The 16,052-nt window shown below is 59.4% G+C and carries 24 protein-coding genes; 11 read left to right on the forward strand and 13 right to left on the reverse strand.

The window, feature by feature from the left end; translation table 11 throughout:
• Nucleotides 1-6: 6 nt before the first annotated feature.
• Together BLW71_RS14790 and BLW71_RS14795 are read left to right on the forward strand one after the other, a co-directional pair.
• The gene (locus BLW71_RS14790; RefSeq protein WP_091797058.1) at nt 7-390 is read left to right on the forward strand and encodes a hypothetical protein; all 384 of its coding nucleotides are present in this window, start codon (nt 7-9) and stop codon (nt 388-390) included.
• The gene (locus BLW71_RS14795) at nt 387-677 is read left to right on the forward strand and encodes a hypothetical protein (RefSeq protein WP_091797059.1); all 291 of its coding nucleotides are present in this window, start codon (nt 387-389) and stop codon (nt 675-677) included. Before BLW71_RS14790 ends, BLW71_RS14795 begins: the two co-directional genes overlap by 4 nt.
• Nucleotides 678-683: 6 nt before the next feature.
• Here the strand turns inward: BLW71_RS14795 and BLW71_RS14800 are convergent, their stop codons facing one another.
• On the reverse strand, nt 684-1,031 hold the full coding sequence (locus BLW71_RS14800; RefSeq protein ID WP_091797061.1) for a helix-turn-helix domain-containing protein: 348 nt from the start codon (nt 1,029-1,031) through the stop codon (nt 684-686).
• 142 nt (nt 1,032-1,173) lie between these two features.
• Here BLW71_RS14800 and BLW71_RS14805 point away from each other — a divergent pair, with 142 nt between their 5' ends.
• The 4 genes from BLW71_RS14805 (at nt 1,174) to BLW71_RS14815 (ending at nt 4,685) form a co-directional block, all read left to right on the forward strand.
• Nucleotides 1,174-2,508, forward strand: a complete 1,335-nt coding sequence (locus BLW71_RS14805) for a hypothetical protein (protein WP_286162001.1) — start codon at nt 1,174-1,176, stop codon at nt 2,506-2,508.
• A 154-nt stretch (nt 2,509-2,662) separates the two neighbouring features.
• Nucleotides 2,663-3,481 (forward strand): hypothetical protein, encoded by an 819-nt coding sequence (locus BLW71_RS14810; RefSeq protein WP_091800862.1) that lies wholly within the window; start codon nt 2,663-2,665, stop codon nt 3,479-3,481.
• Between the two features lie 44 nt (nt 3,482-3,525).
• Nucleotides 3,526-3,795 carry a hypothetical protein gene (locus tag BLW71_RS40930; protein ID WP_143048340.1) on the forward strand — a complete coding sequence of 90 codons (270 nt, stop codon included), beginning with the start codon at nt 3,526-3,528 and terminating at the stop codon, nt 3,793-3,795.
• A gap of 107 nt (nt 3,796-3,902) precedes the next feature.
• Nucleotides 3,903-4,685, forward strand: a complete 783-nt coding sequence (locus BLW71_RS14815; protein WP_177205039.1) for a TMEM175 family protein — start codon at nt 3,903-3,905, stop codon at nt 4,683-4,685.
• A 166-nt stretch (nt 4,686-4,851) separates the two neighbouring features.
• Here BLW71_RS14815 and BLW71_RS14820 read toward each other — a convergent pair whose 3' ends face one another.
• The 11 genes from BLW71_RS14820 to BLW71_RS14870 all read right to left on the reverse strand — a co-directional run bounded on the left by BLW71_RS14820 (nt 4,852) and on the right by BLW71_RS14870 (nt 12,212).
• Complete coding sequence (locus BLW71_RS14820; protein WP_177205040.1) at nt 4,852-5,625, reverse strand: 2OG-Fe(II) oxygenase; 774 nt, start codon at nt 5,623-5,625, stop codon at nt 4,852-4,854.
• Nucleotides 5,622-5,927, reverse strand: coding sequence for an Ada metal-binding domain-containing protein (locus tag BLW71_RS14825; protein ID WP_091797064.1), 306 nt, complete (start codon nt 5,925-5,927; stop codon nt 5,622-5,624). Before BLW71_RS14825 ends, BLW71_RS14820 begins: the two co-directional genes overlap by 4 nt.
• Nucleotides 5,914-6,654: a 2OG-Fe(II) oxygenase gene (locus BLW71_RS14830; protein ID WP_091797066.1), complete on the reverse strand. Its 741-nt coding sequence runs from the start codon at nt 6,652-6,654 to the stop codon at nt 5,914-5,916. Before BLW71_RS14830 ends, BLW71_RS14825 begins: the two co-directional genes overlap by 14 nt.
• 14 nt (nt 6,655-6,668) lie before the next feature.
• Nucleotides 6,669-7,745, reverse strand: coding sequence for a bifunctional DNA-binding transcriptional regulator/O6-methylguanine-DNA methyltransferase Ada (gene ada / locus BLW71_RS14835; RefSeq protein ID WP_091797068.1), 1,077 nt, complete (start codon nt 7,743-7,745; stop codon nt 6,669-6,671).
• 79 nt (nt 7,746-7,824) lie between these two features.
• Nucleotides 7,825-8,469: a DNA-3-methyladenine glycosylase family protein gene (locus BLW71_RS14840; protein WP_502686819.1), complete on the reverse strand. Its 645-nt coding sequence runs from the start codon at nt 8,467-8,469 to the stop codon at nt 7,825-7,827.
• On the reverse strand, nt 8,466-9,023 hold the full coding sequence (locus tag BLW71_RS14845) for a methylated-DNA--[protein]-cysteine S-methyltransferase (RefSeq protein WP_091797072.1): 558 nt from the start codon (nt 9,021-9,023) through the stop codon (nt 8,466-8,468). The genes BLW71_RS14840 and BLW71_RS14845 overlap by 4 nt, the downstream gene beginning before the upstream one ends.
• Nucleotides 9,024-9,073: 50 nt before the next feature.
• On the reverse strand, nt 9,074-9,397 hold the full coding sequence (locus BLW71_RS42270; RefSeq protein WP_286162002.1) for a hypothetical protein: 324 nt from the start codon (nt 9,395-9,397) through the stop codon (nt 9,074-9,076).
• A gap of 191 nt (nt 9,398-9,588) precedes the next feature.
• Complete coding sequence (alkB, locus tag BLW71_RS14855) at nt 9,589-10,239, reverse strand: DNA oxidative demethylase AlkB (protein WP_091797074.1); 651 nt, start codon at nt 10,237-10,239, stop codon at nt 9,589-9,591.
• Between the two features lie 14 nt (nt 10,240-10,253).
• A complete protein-coding gene (locus BLW71_RS14860; protein ID WP_091797076.1) occupies nt 10,254-10,979 on the reverse strand; it encodes a 2OG-Fe(II) oxygenase in 726 nt (241 codons plus the stop codon).
• Complete coding sequence (locus tag BLW71_RS14865; RefSeq protein WP_091797078.1) at nt 10,976-11,536, reverse strand: methylated-DNA--[protein]-cysteine S-methyltransferase; 561 nt, start codon at nt 11,534-11,536, stop codon at nt 10,976-10,978. The genes BLW71_RS14860 and BLW71_RS14865 overlap by 4 nt, the downstream gene beginning before the upstream one ends.
• Nucleotides 11,537-11,639: 103 nt before the next feature.
• Nucleotides 11,640-12,212 (reverse strand): hypothetical protein, encoded by a 573-nt coding sequence (locus tag BLW71_RS14870; RefSeq protein WP_091797080.1) that lies wholly within the window; start codon nt 12,210-12,212, stop codon nt 11,640-11,642.
• Between the two features lie 369 nt (nt 12,213-12,581).
• On the opposite strand from BLW71_RS14870, the gene BLW71_RS14875 reads away from it, so the two are divergent.
• From BLW71_RS14875 to BLW71_RS42280, 4 genes are all read left to right on the forward strand, one after another.
• On the forward strand, nt 12,582-13,031 hold the full coding sequence (locus tag BLW71_RS14875; RefSeq protein WP_091797082.1) for an ester cyclase: 450 nt from the start codon (nt 12,582-12,584) through the stop codon (nt 13,029-13,031).
• 234 nt (nt 13,032-13,265) lie between these two features.
• On the forward strand, nt 13,266-13,790 hold the full coding sequence (locus BLW71_RS14880; protein WP_091797084.1) for a hypothetical protein: 525 nt from the start codon (nt 13,266-13,268) through the stop codon (nt 13,788-13,790).
• 29 nt (nt 13,791-13,819) lie between these two features.
• A complete protein-coding gene (locus BLW71_RS42275) occupies nt 13,820-14,230 on the forward strand; it encodes an IS5/IS1182 family transposase (RefSeq protein ID WP_062093255.1) in 411 nt (136 codons plus the stop codon).
• Nucleotides 14,140-14,637, forward strand: coding sequence for an IS5 family transposase (locus BLW71_RS42280; protein WP_286162053.1), 498 nt, complete (start codon nt 14,140-14,142; stop codon nt 14,635-14,637). Before BLW71_RS42275 ends, BLW71_RS42280 begins: the two co-directional genes overlap by 91 nt.
• A 133-nt stretch (nt 14,638-14,770) precedes the next feature.
• On the opposite strand, the gene BLW71_RS40935 is transcribed toward BLW71_RS42280, so the two are convergent.
• Complete coding sequence (locus tag BLW71_RS40935; protein ID WP_143048342.1) at nt 14,771-14,959, reverse strand: hypothetical protein; 189 nt, start codon at nt 14,957-14,959, stop codon at nt 14,771-14,773.
• 390 nt (nt 14,960-15,349) lie between these two features.
• On the opposite strand from BLW71_RS40935, the gene BLW71_RS14895 reads away from it, so the two are divergent.
• Complete coding sequence (locus BLW71_RS14895) at nt 15,350-15,886, forward strand: alpha-ketoglutarate-dependent dioxygenase AlkB (RefSeq protein WP_286162054.1); 537 nt, start codon at nt 15,350-15,352, stop codon at nt 15,884-15,886.
• Nucleotides 15,887-16,052 lie beyond the last annotated feature (166 nt).

Consider the following 16,052-nt stretch of genomic DNA (forward strand, 5'->3'; position numbering starts at 1 on the left):
ATCACCATGAATCAGCCTTCGCGGCTTAAACCGCTATTCCGTCCGGGACGCCTGCTCGTCGCGTCGGACGCACTCACAGCGCTGCATGTGAACGGCATTCCGGTCGTCAACGTCCTGCTCCGGCATGTCGCGGGCGACTGGGGTACGGTGTCCGACGACGACCGCCAGCAGAACGACATGTCGATCGCGGCTGGTCTGCGCCTGATCTCACTTTACCGGCTGCCGGACCAGACTCGCATTCTGGTGGTCACAGAGTGGGATCGCTCAAGCACGACTATCGAACGACTTGAGGATGTCCTGCCCGATGGCGACACACGCGAGGATCAATCTGCCCATCGACGCTATCCGGCCCGACCTTCCGTGAACCACTGGCAGGAGACCGGCGCATGAGCCGCTATGCAAATGGCCCGCGTTTCCCGATGGGACGCCCTGTCATCACGCCAAGCGCTCAGGCCTTACTCGATGAGGTCGACATATCGGGGATCTTGCTGCTCGCCCGCCATATTCATGGCGATTGGGGTGATCTTTCGGTCGAAGACCAGACGGCGAACGAACTGGCACTGCTCACCGGCCGACGCTTGTTGTCGAGCTATGACCTACCGGGCGGCGGGAAAGTATGGATCATCACCGAAGCCGACCGTTCAGTCACGACGATCCTGTTACCAGAAGACTACTGACTGGCATCAACGCTTCGCGAGTCGTCCAGCCAGCCGCTCAACGATCTCGACCACCATCGTCCGGTCATTCCCGCCGAGCTTCGCCAGAAGCTGAGCGACGTACTTCGCCTGATCGCTGGTGCGGCTGCTAGCTTCCGTCAGCAGGTCGGCCGCATTGCATTCAAACAGGTCGGCGAGTTCCACCAGTCTCGCCACGGTAGGCATCACGATACCGCGTTCCATACGCGATACCGCCTCATTGCCGATTCCCAGCGCCTCGGCCACCTGTTCCTGCGTGAAGCTACTTGCCACGCGATGTTTCGCGATCGCCCGGCCAATCACTACGGCGAGCGGTTCCTGATCGACTTGAGCCATGTACCCTCCATTCAACCCGAATGGTCGAGCCACAACCCAAATAAATTAAGGACCTTACACGTTGAGTCTAAACCTTTAGAGTTGAATGCCGATATCTTTCCTGACAACCCCCTTCATCAGCCATCTGAAAAGGAACCATGCAGTGAACAAAAGCAAGATCAACAAGATAAAAATCACCGTATTCGCGCTTGGCGCATCCATGTGTGCGGTGCTAGCTGCATGCGGAGGAGGCGGCGGCGGAAGTTCGCCGGCTGCAGGTAGCGGATCCGCGTCGGTCAACACAACCGGTACTGCGGCGATCGGTTCGCCGATCATCGGCGGCTCGATCGAACTGAAATGTGCATCGGGCACGACGACCTCAACCACAACCGGTACGGACGGCAGTTGGAACGTCTCGCTCAAGAGCACGGACTATCCATGCGTTGCCCGTGTGTCGGGCGGACAGGTCAACGGCTCTACCCTGGCTTCGGCGCTGCATTCGGTTGCCGCAGCCCCGGGCACGACCAATATCACGCCCTTGACCGACATCGTCGTCGGAGTGCTCGGCAAGCAGGACCCGGATGCATGGTTCAACAGCGCGAAGAGCGGCGATCTGAGCGGCGCGGTCACGACCGACAATCTGAATGGTGCGCTGGCGAAGCTGGTGACCGCCCTGGCTACCCTGCCGGGAAAGCCCACCTTGCCGGATGGATTCAATCCACTCAATACGAGCTTCAAGGCTCAGAAGGGCGACGCAGGCGACGGCCTGCTTGAAACCTATGGTGCAGCGCTGACGGCGTCCGGTCTGTCGCAATCGGATGCCGCTGTGAAAACAGCCAATGGCTCGGCGCTGACACAGCAGGCTTACGCCGCTACGGCCTATACGACTCCGGGCATCACGGCGATCCAGATCGGTTCGTCCGTGAATCTGGACGGCACCTTCGCGATTGCCATCGCCGATCCGAATCGCGGCCAGTACACGGCCAAGGCCAACATCGACGCCTCCGGCAATGTGACCTCGTTCACGGATGCCGGGAAATTTAGTGCCGTTATCAGTTTGCTGGGCAACCGCGTCGGCCAGCTCTGCACGGCCAATGGTGTCGGCAGCGTCGCCACTGCTCAACCGGGCCAGTACGTGTTCGCATCGTCTGACCTGACCGAAGTGACCGATCCGAACGAACTGAACGGCAAGACGTTCGACGAGTATGAGGACTGCACGAAATCAGGTACGACGACATTCGCGAACGGCAACTCCACGTTCACCGGCATTGATGGTGGCACGGATGCACCGGTCAGCGTTGCCCAGGCACTGACGGCTGACGGGATTGCGGATCCAGCAAACCATTCGGTCGAGCATGCCAAGATTTACAAATACACCGATCCGGCATCCGGCATGACGAAGTACGCCTATATCACCGTGAACAGCACGACCGGAACCGACGATCCGCTCACGTTCGATACCGACACGAAATACGTAACGATCGGGCTGTCGCAGTAAGCCTCCGGCTGTCCATGCCTCCACCCTTCTGGGTGCGGCGGCATCGTTCCTCGCGCAGCAGCTAGTTGGTCGAGCTTGCTGCGATTTCCTTATCTGGCGTGCGCGATTCCGTGAGCCGCGCACGCCAATCTTCATTCATTTTTCGCTGATGAACATGAAATTCACCACGCTTGCCTCGGCGGCGTTCTTAAGCCTGGCATTGGCCGGCTGCGGCCATTCCGAAATCGATACGGTCAAGGCTGCAATCGTTCCGCAAGACTCGACCCATACCTACGAAATGGCTCTATCGAATCGAGATTCATGCGAGAAAGATAGCTGGCGCACGTTCAAAGACGACACGAACCGCACGGTCGTCGAGTACCGCTGTGATCTGAAGAACGGCGCGGCGCTTCTTGCGGCGCTCCGTCAGCAGAAGATCGTCGATACGCAGCACGATTTCCAAGGCTATTCCAACGGCCTCGATCAAACTGCCGGGAACATCCAGAACCCCGAGCAGTTGGAGAAGCAGCTCGCCGACGCCCAGAACCAGCTCGCGCAGTTGCAGGCCAATGGCACACCACGGGCGGACACGCCGGAGGAGCTGAAACAGGGCATCGTCAATCGTGAAGGTGCGATGGAAGCGGCTCAATCCGCCGTCGAGCGGGCACAACGGGAGCTGGATGATGCGAAGAATGGCTTGACGGGCGTACAGCAGGAGCGCACTCGTTTTGAGAAATCAGAGAAAGACGCGCTCGCGCAAATCGACAGGACATACGGCGGCGTAACCGAGGCGAGCGAGGTATTCCAGTGGTACGTCACAGATGATGAGGTCGCGCCGGCCTGGGCTGGCGTCGAGTTGACGAAGCAGGGCGGCAGCACTGCGCGCCAGGACAGAGGGTGGCAGCAGACCATGTGGGATTTGCTTAATCACCGGGGCGACGATCACGTTCATGCGGTGCTCAACGTCCCGGACAACATCGTCCCCGGCCAGTAGCCATCGGCATCAGTACAGGCCGCCAATACGAGCCTGGCAACAGGATGAATCTGGCTAAGCCAGCACAACATGCCGCGCCAGTATGGGCGGCATTTTTTTTGCCGCCCAAGCGTGTCATCGGTCCGGCACCGGCCAGAACCGGCCTCTCAACAAGCGTGACTGGTCGGCCGCTCAAGATCCTCAAGCGGTCGTTGAAGCACTGCCTCGAAATCGAATTCCAAAGCAAGGAACGGAGCGTCTTGAATCGACGGTTGCGATACATTCTCGGCGACGAGATCCATCATCGAACTCAAGATGCCGCGTCAGTGGTTTAAGGGGTGGCTGAGACCTGCGACGACCATCCCTTTCCCATGCGCTGCTCCGGGCTAGACGGGTATGCCCCCAAAACGGCCCCAAAATAATTATGCGAAAGGAATCCACGATGCCAGCACTAGAGGAAAATAAACCCTTCATCGGACGTTGGTCGAGAGCCCTCTGGCGCAAGGCCCGCAATGTGTGCAACGCACTCGCCCAGAAAGCAGGTCCGTCGTTTCCGCTCGCGCGGCCCAACTTTGAGGCGGCACAGGCTGCCGAGATAAAAAGCGTGTTTGGCCTCCCAGAGCCGCGCCGTGTGGAAAGCTTCAGTGATGGGGCTTTCGCCATCATCATTACGCTACTTGTTCTGGAAATCCATCGCCCGAATGCTGCGCCAGGAAGATTGGGGGAGGAGCTTCTGACGGAATGGTCTTCCTACTTGGCCTATGCAATTGCGTTCATCTACGTTGGAATCATCTGGCTCAACCATCATTACATGTTCGAGCGTCTCTGTAAGGTGGATGTGACACTCAACTGCATCAATCTCGGCATTGTTGGCACCGCAGCCTTGATCCCGTTCCCGACCGGCGTGCTGGCGGGTGCATTCCGCGACGGTAACCTTATGGATCAGAAGGCAGCCGTGGTGCTTTATGCCTTGATAGCCGGACTGATGTCGGCGTCATGGCTCCCTGCCTTTCGGCATTTGCATCGCCATCCTGAACTCTTAAAGCCGCATCTGCCGGCGGCTGCATTTGCGTCGCAGGTGCTTCGACCGGCGCTTGGCATCCTGCTTTACATCATGGCGGCGGCGCTAGGTTGGTTTGTTCACCCGCTTATCGCAATTGGGATTTTCATCTTCGTTGTCGGCTACTACGCTTTGACGAGCCAAGGCATTTATTCAAACCGGTGAATGCCCGGCGAGGTGACTGGCGCGCTGTGCGTACCAGTGGGTACCGCGCAGGTATGCGTGCGGGCGAGTCCCGGTTCGTCATACTCGGCCGCCTCCGTCGATGGCGGACCGAGTGCTGGGGCGTACGACTTCGTTTCGTCCTGTGGGGTGGGTTTTCGGCCGGGGACTATCTGGCGTCGTGGAAGATGATGCCCAGTGTATGGCGCTGCCCGCGATGCAGCTTGCTGACGCCATGGCGCAAGTTCGCGCGATAGAACCCACGCATGGAGCGCACGGGTCGATGGTTGACGGCGAAGACCACCGCATCACCCTGCCGCAGCGGCACGACCTCGGCACGACCGGGTTTCTTCGGGTCACTCTCGGTTAGCAGCAGCTCACCGCCCTCAAAATCGCGCCCCGGCTCGTCGAGCAGGAACACAGCCTGGAACGGGAACACGTGTTCGCCGTACAAATCCTGGTGCAGGCAGCAGTAATCGTTTGGCCGATAGCGTAGAAGTAGCGGCGTCGGCCGCTGCTGACCAGCGCGATGGCAGACCTCGCGAAATTCGGAATGAGTCGCGGGAAAGCGTTCGTCAATGCGCATTGCGCTGTGCCATCGATTCGCGATGGGCGCCAAGTGCGGGTACAACGACTCTCGCAGTCGCCGCACCACGTCGGGCAGAGGATCACCGAAATATTTATATTCGCCGCGTCCGAAAGCGTAGCGCTCCATCACGATGCGACTGCGGAAGCGCTCCTCCTGCGAAAAATAGCTCGCAACTTCCCGGCACTGACGAGGCGTAAGCAATGCGGGTAGCACAGCGTAGCCGTCGCGCGTGAGGGCATTCTCGAACGGGGTCCATTCGGTCGCGGCGATCCTGGCCTCCAGCGAGTCATGTGACGTGCCCTCGTGAAGGTTGAAAGGCGCGGCTTGGGCGGGACGTGCGGCTTGCATATTCATGAACGTGTTCTTTCTGCGGTTTTTCCAGTTACTTGTACGGGCCGGCTTGCCTTCCAGGCGGCATATTTCTCCGGCAAGCAGACGGCGCACGGGCGGTAGCCGGCGGAGATGGCAGTGGCTTCATCGGGGAAGAACACGCGGTGCTTTACGTACCCTCCGCAGGCAATGGCACGCAGCGCGGCTCGACAGTTGAGAAGACCGTAGAGCTTGTTGCGCCGATGGCCACCGAGGGTGCCCGGTATCACACTCTGGTACGACTGGCCATTCCGTCCGATCAGCGTGAAGGTTTCAGATTGAGTCAAGGTGGTCGCCCCCCCGTGACCACCGCGTATCGTGGAACGACAACTCCACGCCGATGCGCTCGCCATCGCGTACGCGGCTGAGGGCATGCTTGAGATTAACTCTGTAAAAGCCTTTGGTTCCCTTGAACGGGCGCTGGGCCGTGCTGATGATGGCTGCGTCGCCGAGCTTGAGAGGTAGGACCATCGGGCGCGACTGCATGCGCGGGCGCTGCTCGGTCATCACGAACTCACCGCCCTGAAAGTCGCTGCCCGGTTCCGTCAGAAGCCCTACGATCTGCAGCGGAAACACGTGCTCGCCGTCATGGCGCTGATGCAAGGACAGATAGTCATCCGCTCGCAGCCGGTTCAGATGGGACTGCGGCTCAGTCTCTCCCGCCTGCCGATTGCGTTTCTGAAACTCCTCCAGTTCCGGCGGGTAGCGGTAGCCGCTGCCCAGGGTCTCGTTCCAGCGATTCGCGATAGGCGCCAGGTAACGATAGAACGTCGCGCGCCATGCCGACCACGGCGCCGGCAGGCCCGCGTCGAAATAAAGCAATTCACCTCGCCCGAGATCGGAGGATGCCAGCGATACGCGACGAAGCGTTTTTAACGTGTCGGTGTGGCGCGCCAGGTCGCGTGCGTGCTCTGGGGCAAGGAGTCCAGGCAGTAGGGCATAACCTTCGATGTCCAGTTGCGCGGCAATGTCCGGCCAATTCAGTTGGTCAATTGCGGTTGTAGATGATCCCATGGGAAAAGTCCTGTTTAAGCCTCGGCTTCGCGCCGCAGCAGTTCGCGCTTGCGGTCGACGCCCCAGCGGTAGCCGGCAATATCGCCGTCGCGCCGTACGACGCGATGGCAGGGAATGGCCACGGCGATGTGGTTTGCGGCGCAGGCCTGCGCTACTGCGCGCACGGCCTTGGGCGCGCCGATGCGTTCGGCTATCTGTGTGTAGCTCGCGGTGGTGCCAGGCGAGATCTCGCGAAGCGCCTGCCACACGCGTTCCTGGAAGGCAGTGCCACGCACGTCCAAGGGCAAATTCAGGCCCAGAGAGGGAACTTCGATGAACCCTACGACCTGGGCGATCAATTGCTCGAACTCCTCGTCGCCACCGATGAGTTGGGCTTTGGGAAACTGGTCTTGCAGATTGCGCACCAACGCGTCCGGGTCATCGTCCAAGAGGATGGCGCAGATGCCTCGTTGGCTCTGTGCGACCAGGATGGCGCCGAGTGAGCATTGCCCCACGGCGAAGCGGATGACCGCTCCGGTACCTCCTGCCCGGTAATCGCGCGCACGCATGCCGAGCAACTGGTCGGATGTTTCGTAAAACCGGCTGTTGGAATTGAAGCCGGCACCATAGATTGCATCGGTGACTGACGTATTCGGAAAGACCAGTTCCGCCCGCAGCCTGCGTGCACGGGAGGCTGAAGCGTAGGCTTTCGGTGTCAAGCCGGTTTCGGCCTTGAACACCCGGTGAAAGTGAAAAGAGCTCATGCCGGCGTGGGCGGCTAGATCGTCAAGGTTGAGCGCAGTCTCCGCGTCTTCGATGAGTCGGCAGGCCCGTGCCACGAGCGCAGTTCGTTCGGCTGCGGCACTGGTTCGGTCGCCTCGAGCACGGCGACTCGCGCGATACCCTGCGGCTTCGGCCGCCTCGGGAGATTCGAAGAATTCCACGTTCTCACGTTTGGGGAGCCGTGCAGAGGCGCTGGGTCGGCAGTAGACGCCGGTAGTGCGCACCGCGTAGACGAAAACCGCGTCGGCGCCAGCATCGCGCGCCTGCAAAGCTTGCCAGCGCTCGTCGTCTGTCACATAAGCTGAAATAGCTGGAGCGGTCGTGGTCATGAAAGTGTCCGGTTTCTCGGTGATGCCGTGAGAATAGGCCGGACTTCGCTCGCAAGAACTCCGATTCTTGCTAACCAATTCAGCGCGCAGGGATGCGCCACAAGTACCAGGCCGCCACGGTCCGCCACGGGCGCCAAGCTTCTCCGATCTCACGCATCTGGCGGGGAGTGGGGGCTTTGTGCAGGCCTTTGAGGTGCCGGCAGCCCTCGCGTACGCCAAAGTCGTCGGCGGGCAGAACGTCGGAGCGCTGCAGCGTGTAAATGAGGAACATTTCAACGGTCCAGCGACCGACTCCGCGCAGGACAGTCAGGCGCTCGATGAGCGCCTCGTCGGACATGTTCAGCGCCTCACCGCGGTTCGGTACGACGCCGTCGACGGTAGCTTGAGCAATGCCACGAATCGTGGCGAGCTTGGCGGCTGAGAAGCCGCAGACGCGCTGCAGCTCCGGGTCGGTGGCAAGCAGTTGCCGGGGCGAAGGGAAGGCTGTATCGGCATAAAGTGCGGACAGTCGCGCGAGAATGGCGTCACCCGCTTTTGCGTGCAGTTGCTGGTAGGCAATGGCACGTACCAGGGCTTCGTAGGGTTCGCGGGCAGGCTTGGCTTCATGTCGGCACGGGCCAACGGAAAGGATATGGCGGGTCCAGTCGGCGTCAAGACCGGAGAGGAACCCCTCGGCTTGCCGATAGGCCCACGGCGACAGATCGGCGGCGATCGAGGTGGTCAAAATTCGAATCCGGGAAGAGTCGCAGTTTGCTGGGAGGCGGCCCTCGGTGGAATCGCCCTCTCGTGTTCGAGCAACCAGCGCTTGCGGTGCACGCCCCATGCATAGCCTTTGAGCTCGCCGTTGCTCGCGATCACTCGATGGCACGGCACGACCATCGCGATGGGGTTTGCGCCATTGGCTGCGCCGATGTCGATGGCTGCGCGCGGATCGTCGAAGCCCAGTTCCCTCGCGAGTTTGCCGTAGGTCGTGGTCGTGCCGGCCGGTATGCGGCGCAATGCAGCCCAGACCTGGCGTTGCAGGTCGGAGCCTGTCGTGGCCGTCGGCAGGGCGTCGAGCGCATCCAGCTCGCCAGAGAAATAACGGGCGATGGCCTTCGCGATCTCGTCCGGTGCGGGGACGTCGTTCAACTCGACGCTTCCATAGTGCTCGCGCAGGCCACGATGCAGGTGCGCCTTGTGATCCGCGAAATCGAGCGCACGGATGTGCTGCTGCGCATCGGTGACGAGCAGGATGTCGCCGAGCGGCGACGCCAGGTGGCTCAGGAATAGTTGCATGATGTGAGCGTCATTTCTTGAGGTAAGTGTCAATGGGTCTTCCTCACCCTTCACCTGATTCGGGCGATACCCAGCTCGCCGAAAAGGTACGATCCACCGCTATTCACGTGTAGTTCGGTATGTCCTGCATCGTTGATCCACCAACAAGCAGCGCCGGTGTCTACCAGCGACTGGCAATAAGCCTCGACCCGGCACCGCACATCGGGAAAGTCATTCATCGGACTGGCGGACATCCAGTTCATGAGCTTGTCCGGCTCCGCGGGATCGCAAGTGGCGCAGCCTGTTTCGGGCTCACCAACCCGCTCTTTCGGGAACAACGGTTGGGCATCGGATACTTTAATTCTGTGAAAAAGCGCAACGGTGGCAGCGGTCATGATTGACTCTTCAGGGCAATTTTGGAGTCCGGTCACTTTACTTCAGCGATCGAGAGAGAAAACTCCGTCTCTTGCTCTGTAATTCCACCGCTACGACACAATCCCGATCAAAGGAAAACCGAGAGAAAGCCTTCCTGTCGCGTCCCGAGCAAAAATTGTCGAGTCGTTGGTGCGAACCAGCGCAAGCGTATTCAACCCGCCCTGCGAAAGGTGAAGTTGACGCGCTGGCTTCCGAGCAGGGGATGAGGCATATCCTTGAGCGGCATCACGCCGTGATAGCGCAGTCGGTCCTCACCGCCCCAAACTGCCACGTCGCCGTGGCGCAGCGGAACCCTGGCCGTCTTGTCCGAGCGCGCATCACCACCGAACAAAAAAGTGGCGGACATGCCCAAGGACACCGAAACAATCGGTGCACCCAAGTCGCGTTCGTTGCGGTCCTGGTGCAGCGATAGTCGGGAACCCGGTAGGTAGCGATTGACGAGGCAGGCGTCGGGGTGAAAATCTCTGAAGCCGGCGGACGCCGCGGCTTCGCGCGCCAGTGCAGCAAATACATTTGGCATGGCCGGCCAAGGCTTGCCGCTGTCCGGGTCAAGAGCAGTGTAGCGATAGCCATGTCTGTCGGTGGTCCATCCCAGCGGACCGCAGTTGGTCAGCGCGACAGACATGGTGAAGCCACCTGGCGTCACCATGTTGCGAAACGGCGAACATGCCGCGATGTCGGCGAGAGCGGGGATCAGATCATCCACATAAGGCAGCGCGAACCCATGTAATACAAAGGCGCACGGTCCGATCGACTCGCGCTGGTCCGAAGTCGGACTCTGAAAGAGATCGAGCGTTGTCATGGCAGTATCAGCCCTTAGTGTGAGTCGTGGAAAATTAGGCCGACAGCGTGACGATTCCCGCTCCGGACGAGACTGACGCCATGCCGCATTGCCGCTTTCCGCGTACCGGCGCGTTTGCTCGCTGCCGGTCTCTGGTTGACGGCGAACACTACGGCGTCGCCCTGATTCAATGCGACGACATCAGCTCGCTGGCCGTTCGGTGCGCTCTCCGTCATGACGAACTCTCCGCCCGTGAAGTCCTTGCCGGGTTCAGACAACAAGATCGCCACCTGCAGCGGAAAAACATGCTCGCCATAGAGATCCTGATGCAGACAGTTGTAGTCTCCGGGACCATATTCGAGGATCAGCGGCGTCGACCTCGTCTGGCCAGCCCGATGACATCGTGCAAGAAAAGGATCCAGTTCGTCCGGGTACTGCACTTCAATACCCAGCTGTCGACTCCAGCGATTGGCGATCGGCGCTAAGTGCGGATACAGCGTATGCCTCAGTTGATCGAGCAGCGACGGCAACGGGTAGGAAAAATATTTGTATTCGCCACGTCCGAACCCGTGGCGGCCCATTACGATCCGGGCCCGGTAGCCTCGTTCTTCGGCGTAGCGGTTCGCGATTTCTCCGCATTGCTTTGCATTTAGCAAGCGGGACAAGACGGCATTTCCGCGAGCATCGAGCGATTGTTCGATGCCCACCCAGTCGAACGCCGCCGCCTTTGACTTTTCAGCGTTCCCCGCTCCGGCTCTCATTGCCCGCGCTCCTCGACGAGCAATGCGCGCTTGCGATCGACGCCCCAGCGATAGCCCGAAATCGTGCCGTCGCTGCGAACGACTCGGTGGCAGGGAATGGCAATCGCGAGCACGTTGGCGGCGCACGCACCGGCTACAGCTCGAACAGCCTCCGGCACCCCGAGATGTTGTGCGATCTCGCTATAGCTGCGCGTCTGTCCGGCTGGAATGCCACACAGTGCCTGCCAGACTTCCTGCTGGAAGGGGATGCCGCCAATGTCCAGATTGATGACGCGCTCGGCAATACCCTTGTCGATGAAAGCGACGACCTGGCCCAGTTCGCCCAGCAGCGACTGCCGATCCGCTATCAGTTCAACATCGGGAAAGGCAACCGCGAGCTCGTCGTACAGCTCCTGCGCGTTCTCGCCGAGGAATATGGCGCAGATGCCTTGCCGGCTCCTGCCAATCAAAACCGAACCGCAGACCGCTTGTCCGATGGCATATCGGATTGGGCCTTCGACTTGGCAGCCAGGTGCGCGAAAGTTGTATTTGAACGGGGCGACGGGACCGGCTTTCATGATGTGTCACTCGGTAGTTGAAGGAGTGGTGACAGTCTAGAAATCTTCTTGCCCATTGAAACTCCGCTCCTTGCGGTTGAATTCTCCATATGAGCGATATGGCTTACCAGCCTGGATATCTTGCAATGAGGCTGAGCCACAGCGAGAGACATCCGGCGTCGCTCATGTACTGCATCGCTTCGCCTGCTCGCCAGGTACAGGGGACGCGACGCAGCCACGTCGAATCGGGACCCGACTGATATAACCAGATGATCGTGGCTACCATCATCTGCTGTTCCGGAGCCATGCCCCGGAATTCTGCCCGCCATCGCGCCATCTCCTCTGGATGATGCTCACCCGTTCGTTCGTTATAAGCAGCCGGACAAATGCTTCGGTGGAATTCGCCTTCCTGGCTGGGACAGAACAGCTTGGCCAATTGAAGTTGCAGAATGACCTGCTGCAGGACATTGTTGAAGCTAGCAGGACTTCGGCTACCCAATTCTGCGGGCACGCCAAGAGTCTCCAGTTCCGTCGCGTCGTCATCGTCGAGGTCAAGCAGATGCTGTACTAGGCGATCCAGTCGCGTGTCGTCGGAGGACGTGGATATATGAGCCTGCCGATGCAGGGCCTCGTTGATCGCCGCAGCGCCGTTGGCGAAGGTTCGTTCGGCTGTAGCGGCGCGGAGGTATTTCAGCATGAGAGCCTTTCTCCAGAAAGCGTCGAAAGTAAGATCTTTTGATGGGTACGTCTCTCCGGTTCTTGCGGTATTCAACTCGACGTCAGTTTCCCGAAGTCACGAGTTCAACCACCGTATGCAGATGAGACGACCCAAGGCATGGCGCGTAATAGCTTACTGAGGCGCCCGACGCATAGAACCAACGATACGTGTTGCAGCGAATCCTTCTGCTCCGTTTCTTGCTCTCCGGGTCGGGATGAGCGCCGTGAAACGGATCGTCTGAATCGCACCGCAAGAAACGGGTAGTAGTGGGGAGGCGCGATGGATATTGTTCGTTCCAGGCGAAGCAAGCCCGTTTCGCTGCCAATCAAGCTCAGTAAGGAGTCAAACATGTCAAAGGAAGAGGACAACAAGGCGGTCGTAGGTCGCTGGTTCACCAGTTTCTGGGGCGAGAAATGTGACCTCAACATTGTCGACGAGATCGCTGCGCCGGACATGCTGTTGAAATACTCGCTGCATGAGCCCCGTCGTGGTCGTGACGACATCAAAGCCTTCATGACCGCTTTCCGCGAAGCCTTTCCGGACCTCAATTTCTGGGGCGTCACGGACCTCATCGCTGAAGGTGATTACGTCGTAGGGCAATGGGAAGGTGGTGGCACGCACACTGGCCCGGCTTTTAGCGACTTTCTCGCAGGGTCTCTGCCGGCGGCAACCGGCCGCAAGATGCACTTCACCGGCACCACCGTGCTTCGTTTGAAGGAGGGCAAAATCGTCGAAGAGCTTGGTCTTGACGACGGTGTGTCGGCTCTCACGCAACTGGGACTGATCAAGACGGTCTGAGTATTTCTGTCATCATCGGTGTGTCCCCGTCTGCGCAGCGAGTGATCGGGAGTGCGGACCGGCGAATGCCGGTCTGCATTGTCCGATCGGTCTCCTCTTCACCCGCACATGACGGGTCTCGCACATCGGTCGCGAATCATCACTCTCCCTCAAAAACTGCCGCAAGGAACGGAGCGCTTCGGCGCTCCCGTTCTTCTAATTCGTCAGTTTTCGTTAGCCAATTGGGGACCCAATATGCGCATTGAGAATCGTCGCGCCAGCGATGAGCCGAATCTGACTGCTAGCTTCAAGACCGCTGTCATGAGTGTTTCCGGCGCGGTGGTCAGTGTGTGCGTCAAATACGCAATGTATGACAGGACCGTTCGGCTCTCTCATTGGTCAACTAAGCAGATCCTCGCGCTCTACAAGTGCCTCGAACACTACAGCGGCGTCCATTACTACGGCTCCGATTTGCAGCGCATATCGGACGATCCCAGTCTTTCCGATTTACTGCCAGCCCGGCATCCGGTTCATACAATGCTCAACGAAAGACCGGATCTGACACAGGAAGACTATTCGGAGGCGAACAAAGGCTTTTCCGTGAAGTCATTTATATTCGACGATCACGGTGAAACATTCCGTATTTCTTGCGCCTTCGGCGGCCACTTTCATCGCGTAGAGGTGCTGCCCGCATATATCGCGATGAACCTGTACGGTTCCCTTAAAGGCCAGTTCAAAAAGAGCTCGGAAGGGCTGTTTACTTTTCCACGAAACGGTTAACCTTGGATACCTGAACAACGGATCAAGGAATGCCGGCACCTATCATCGATGACGAATTGTGGGCACTGATCGAACCGCTACTTCCACCGCCCAAACCGCGACGCCAGCGATACCCTGGAAGGTTGCCGGTCTCGGACCGTGCAGCACTCAATGGCATCCTGCTTGTGCTGAAGACAGGAATGCGATGGAACCATCTGCCGACCCGGTTGGGCTTCGGCTCTGGAGCGACTTGTTGGCGTCGGTTGCACGACTGGCAGCAGGCCGGGGTGTGGGACAAGCTGCACGGGCTACTGCTCGACAAGCTGCGCGAATCTGGCCAGCTCGATTTCTCATATGCGGCTGTCGATTCATCGTCCGTGCGAGCCGTTGGGGCGGGCCAAAAACTGGGCCAAACCCCACCGATCGCGCACGACCAGGGTCCAAACACCACGTCCTCGTAGACGCGAACGGCGTTCCTGTCAGCGTGATCGTGACCGGCGCGAACCGCAATGATGTCACGCAACTGCTGCCGCTGGTCGACGCTATCCCGCCGATTCGCGGCACACGCGGCCGACCGCTTCGCAAACCCAAGGTCATCTACGCCGACCGTGGCTACGACTCCGACTCGCATCGCCGCCAACTTCGCGAGCGTGGAATCAGACCGGTCATCGCCAGGCGCCGCACCGAACACGGCAGCGGTCTCGGCAAGTTCCGTTGGGTCGTTGAACGGACTCATTCGTGGCTCCATGGTTTCCGGCGTCTTCGCATTCGCTTCGAGCGCCGATCTGACATTCACGAAGCATTCCTCAAACTAGCCTGCTCACTCGTCTGCTGGAACATCTTCAGCCGAACTGAGCAGCCTTTTTGAACTGCCCTCTTAAGGCGGCCATCGATCTGTCGGGCCTCGTCACTGTGGAAGTGGGCGGTTCGGCTTGATCTCTCGATCGATCAAGCCGGAGCGCGATATCGTCAAGATGCACTGCCGTTCTGGCGGCTCGACATTATTCGGCGGTTGGATCGTGATGGATGTGTTCAGCTCCCTCGTCCTTCTGGATCGCCGCAGGTTGGTGGCTGACGTTCGAGGAAGGCATCTGAGGCTGGGCTTCGCGTTGAAGCAGGGCGAGCAGCTCCGGGCGTAATCCGTCCCCTCGATGCGCAACCAACGCGTGAAAAGAAAGCAATGGCAACATGGTGGACTCCTGATAACGATATTTACCGTCGCGACTCGCTTGACGGGATGCGTCCTCTGCAGAGACTTCAACCTATCGCCGCGCGCAGCTAAAAAAACTCCGTTTCTTGCGATTCAATCTCGTCGTGCGTGGAACCGCGTCGCAATCGAACAGATCGTCCGTTTTAACTCGAAGGCGGTTGTACTGGCAGCGGACCTTTGTGCGAGTAGCTGGCTCACTTTGCGGAATTGCAGCGCAAGAAACGGATTGTTGCGTCGGCTCGCCGGCTCTACCGTTCGGAGGCGGCTCGGCCGGGTATCGCTCTCGGGCACGTAACGACTGCGCGAAGGTCTCTGGCGCACTTTCATTTTTCCGAAGAGGCAGACTCTCATGAACCACGTTGCGCACCCAATGACTGGCAACGCTGAGTATTTCGCTCTTGGGCGTGGCGCATTTATCTTGCGCGGCTTCGCGTTACGCTATGGGGACGAACTCCCGCGCCGCGTAGCCGAGCTTCAAAACTCGCCACAGGATCGTTGCTCCGTGACGCCGAGTGGACTGAGCATGTCCAGCGAATCAACGACATGTTTTAGTCTCGGCTGGACGACGATCGAGCGAAGCCAAGACTGTCTTCCGACGGACCCGCCGTGCGCGGTAATGCCTGATGTACTGAGAAATTTGGGGCGGGACGCTGCCGCTGCTGTCGGCTTCAATGATTTCGCCCCCGACGTAAGCCTGATGAGCCAAGTTCCAGGTGCGCGCGTCTCTTTGCATCAGGAGATGAGCTGGCCAAAAGCAGGTGCGCCAATCGTTGCTTTTACATTGGGAATGGCCAGCGCCTTCCTTTTTAAAAACCACGAATCCCTCGATACGCGCAGAATCACACTTTGGCACGGAGACGTTCTCGTGTGGGATCAGCAGGCTCGTGACCCGTTTGACATCGCTTGACTAAGTTTACTTTTGACACGAGCCCCATCGCATCCGACGGCACCTGTGATGAGGGAAAATGGGAGCTGCGACGACATTCCAAGTGCGGCAGTTTGAAATCGAAGCGCCAATGACTGCTTGTCGCTGGCGACCGGCCACCCCGCGATTTGTGACGCTTGTCTGTTAA

The organism is Burkholderia sp. WP9, from assembly GCF_900104795.1.
In the GTDB taxonomy this organism is placed as follows: domain Bacteria; phylum Pseudomonadota; class Gammaproteobacteria; order Burkholderiales; family Burkholderiaceae; genus Paraburkholderia.

Bases quoted from the DNA above. Each gene is read 5' to 3' on its own strand.
- BLW71_RS14880 (WP_091797084.1), top strand. From the start codon at position 13,266: ATGCGCATTGAGAATCGTCGCGCCAGCGATGAGCCGAATCTGACTGCT.
- BLW71_RS14795 (WP_091797059.1), top strand. From the start codon at position 387: ATGAGCCGCTATGCAAATGGCCCGCGTTTCCCGATGGGACGCCCTGTC.
- BLW71_RS14790 (WP_091797058.1), top strand. From the start codon at position 7: ATGAATCAGCCTTCGCGGCTTAAACCGCTATTCCGTCCGGGACGCCTG.
- BLW71_RS14875 (WP_091797082.1), top strand. From the start codon at position 12,582: ATGTCAAAGGAAGAGGACAACAAGGCGGTCGTAGGTCGCTGGTTCACC.
- BLW71_RS14860 (WP_091797076.1), bottom strand. From the start codon at position 10,979: ATGAGAGCCGGAGCGGGGAACGCTGAAAAGTCAAAGGCGGCGGCGTTC.
- BLW71_RS14830 (WP_091797066.1), bottom strand. From the start codon at position 6,654: ATGGGATCATCTACAACCGCAATTGACCAACTGAATTGGCCGGACATT.
- BLW71_RS14810 (WP_091800862.1), top strand. From the start codon at position 2,663: ATGAAATTCACCACGCTTGCCTCGGCGGCGTTCTTAAGCCTGGCATTG.
- BLW71_RS14820 (WP_177205040.1), bottom strand. From the start codon at position 5,625: ATGAATATGCAAGCCGCACGTCCCGCCCAAGCCGCGCCTTTCAACCTT.
- BLW71_RS14800 (WP_091797061.1), bottom strand. From the start codon at position 1,031: ATGGCTCAAGTCGATCAGGAACCGCTCGCCGTAGTGATTGGCCGGGCG.
- BLW71_RS14895 (WP_286162054.1), top strand. From the start codon at position 15,350: ATGACTGGCAACGCTGAGTATTTCGCTCTTGGGCGTGGCGCATTTATC.
- alkB (WP_091797074.1), bottom strand. From the start codon at position 10,239: ATGACAACGCTCGATCTCTTTCAGAGTCCGACTTCGGACCAGCGCGAG.
- BLW71_RS14815 (WP_177205039.1), top strand. From the start codon at position 3,903: ATGCCAGCACTAGAGGAAAATAAACCCTTCATCGGACGTTGGTCGAGA.
- BLW71_RS14870 (WP_091797080.1), bottom strand. From the start codon at position 12,212: ATGCTGAAATACCTCCGCGCCGCTACAGCCGAACGAACCTTCGCCAAC.
- BLW71_RS42275 (WP_062093255.1), top strand. From the start codon at position 13,820: ATGCCGGCACCTATCATCGATGACGAATTGTGGGCACTGATCGAACCG.
- ada (WP_091797068.1), bottom strand. From the start codon at position 7,745: ATGACCACGACCGCTCCAGCTATTTCAGCTTATGTGACAGACGACGAG.
- BLW71_RS14865 (WP_091797078.1), bottom strand. From the start codon at position 11,536: ATGAAAGCCGGTCCCGTCGCCCCGTTCAAATACAACTTTCGCGCACCT.
- BLW71_RS40930 (WP_143048340.1), top strand. From the start codon at position 3,526: ATGAATCTGGCTAAGCCAGCACAACATGCCGCGCCAGTATGGGCGGCA.
- BLW71_RS14845 (WP_091797072.1), bottom strand. From the start codon at position 9,023: ATGCAACTATTCCTGAGCCACCTGGCGTCGCCGCTCGGCGACATCCTG.
- BLW71_RS40935 (WP_143048342.1), bottom strand. From the start codon at position 14,959: ATGTTGCCATTGCTTTCTTTTCACGCGTTGGTTGCGCATCGAGGGGAC.
- BLW71_RS42270 (WP_286162002.1), bottom strand. From the start codon at position 9,397: ATGACCGCTGCCACCGTTGCGCTTTTTCACAGAATTAAAGTATCCGAT.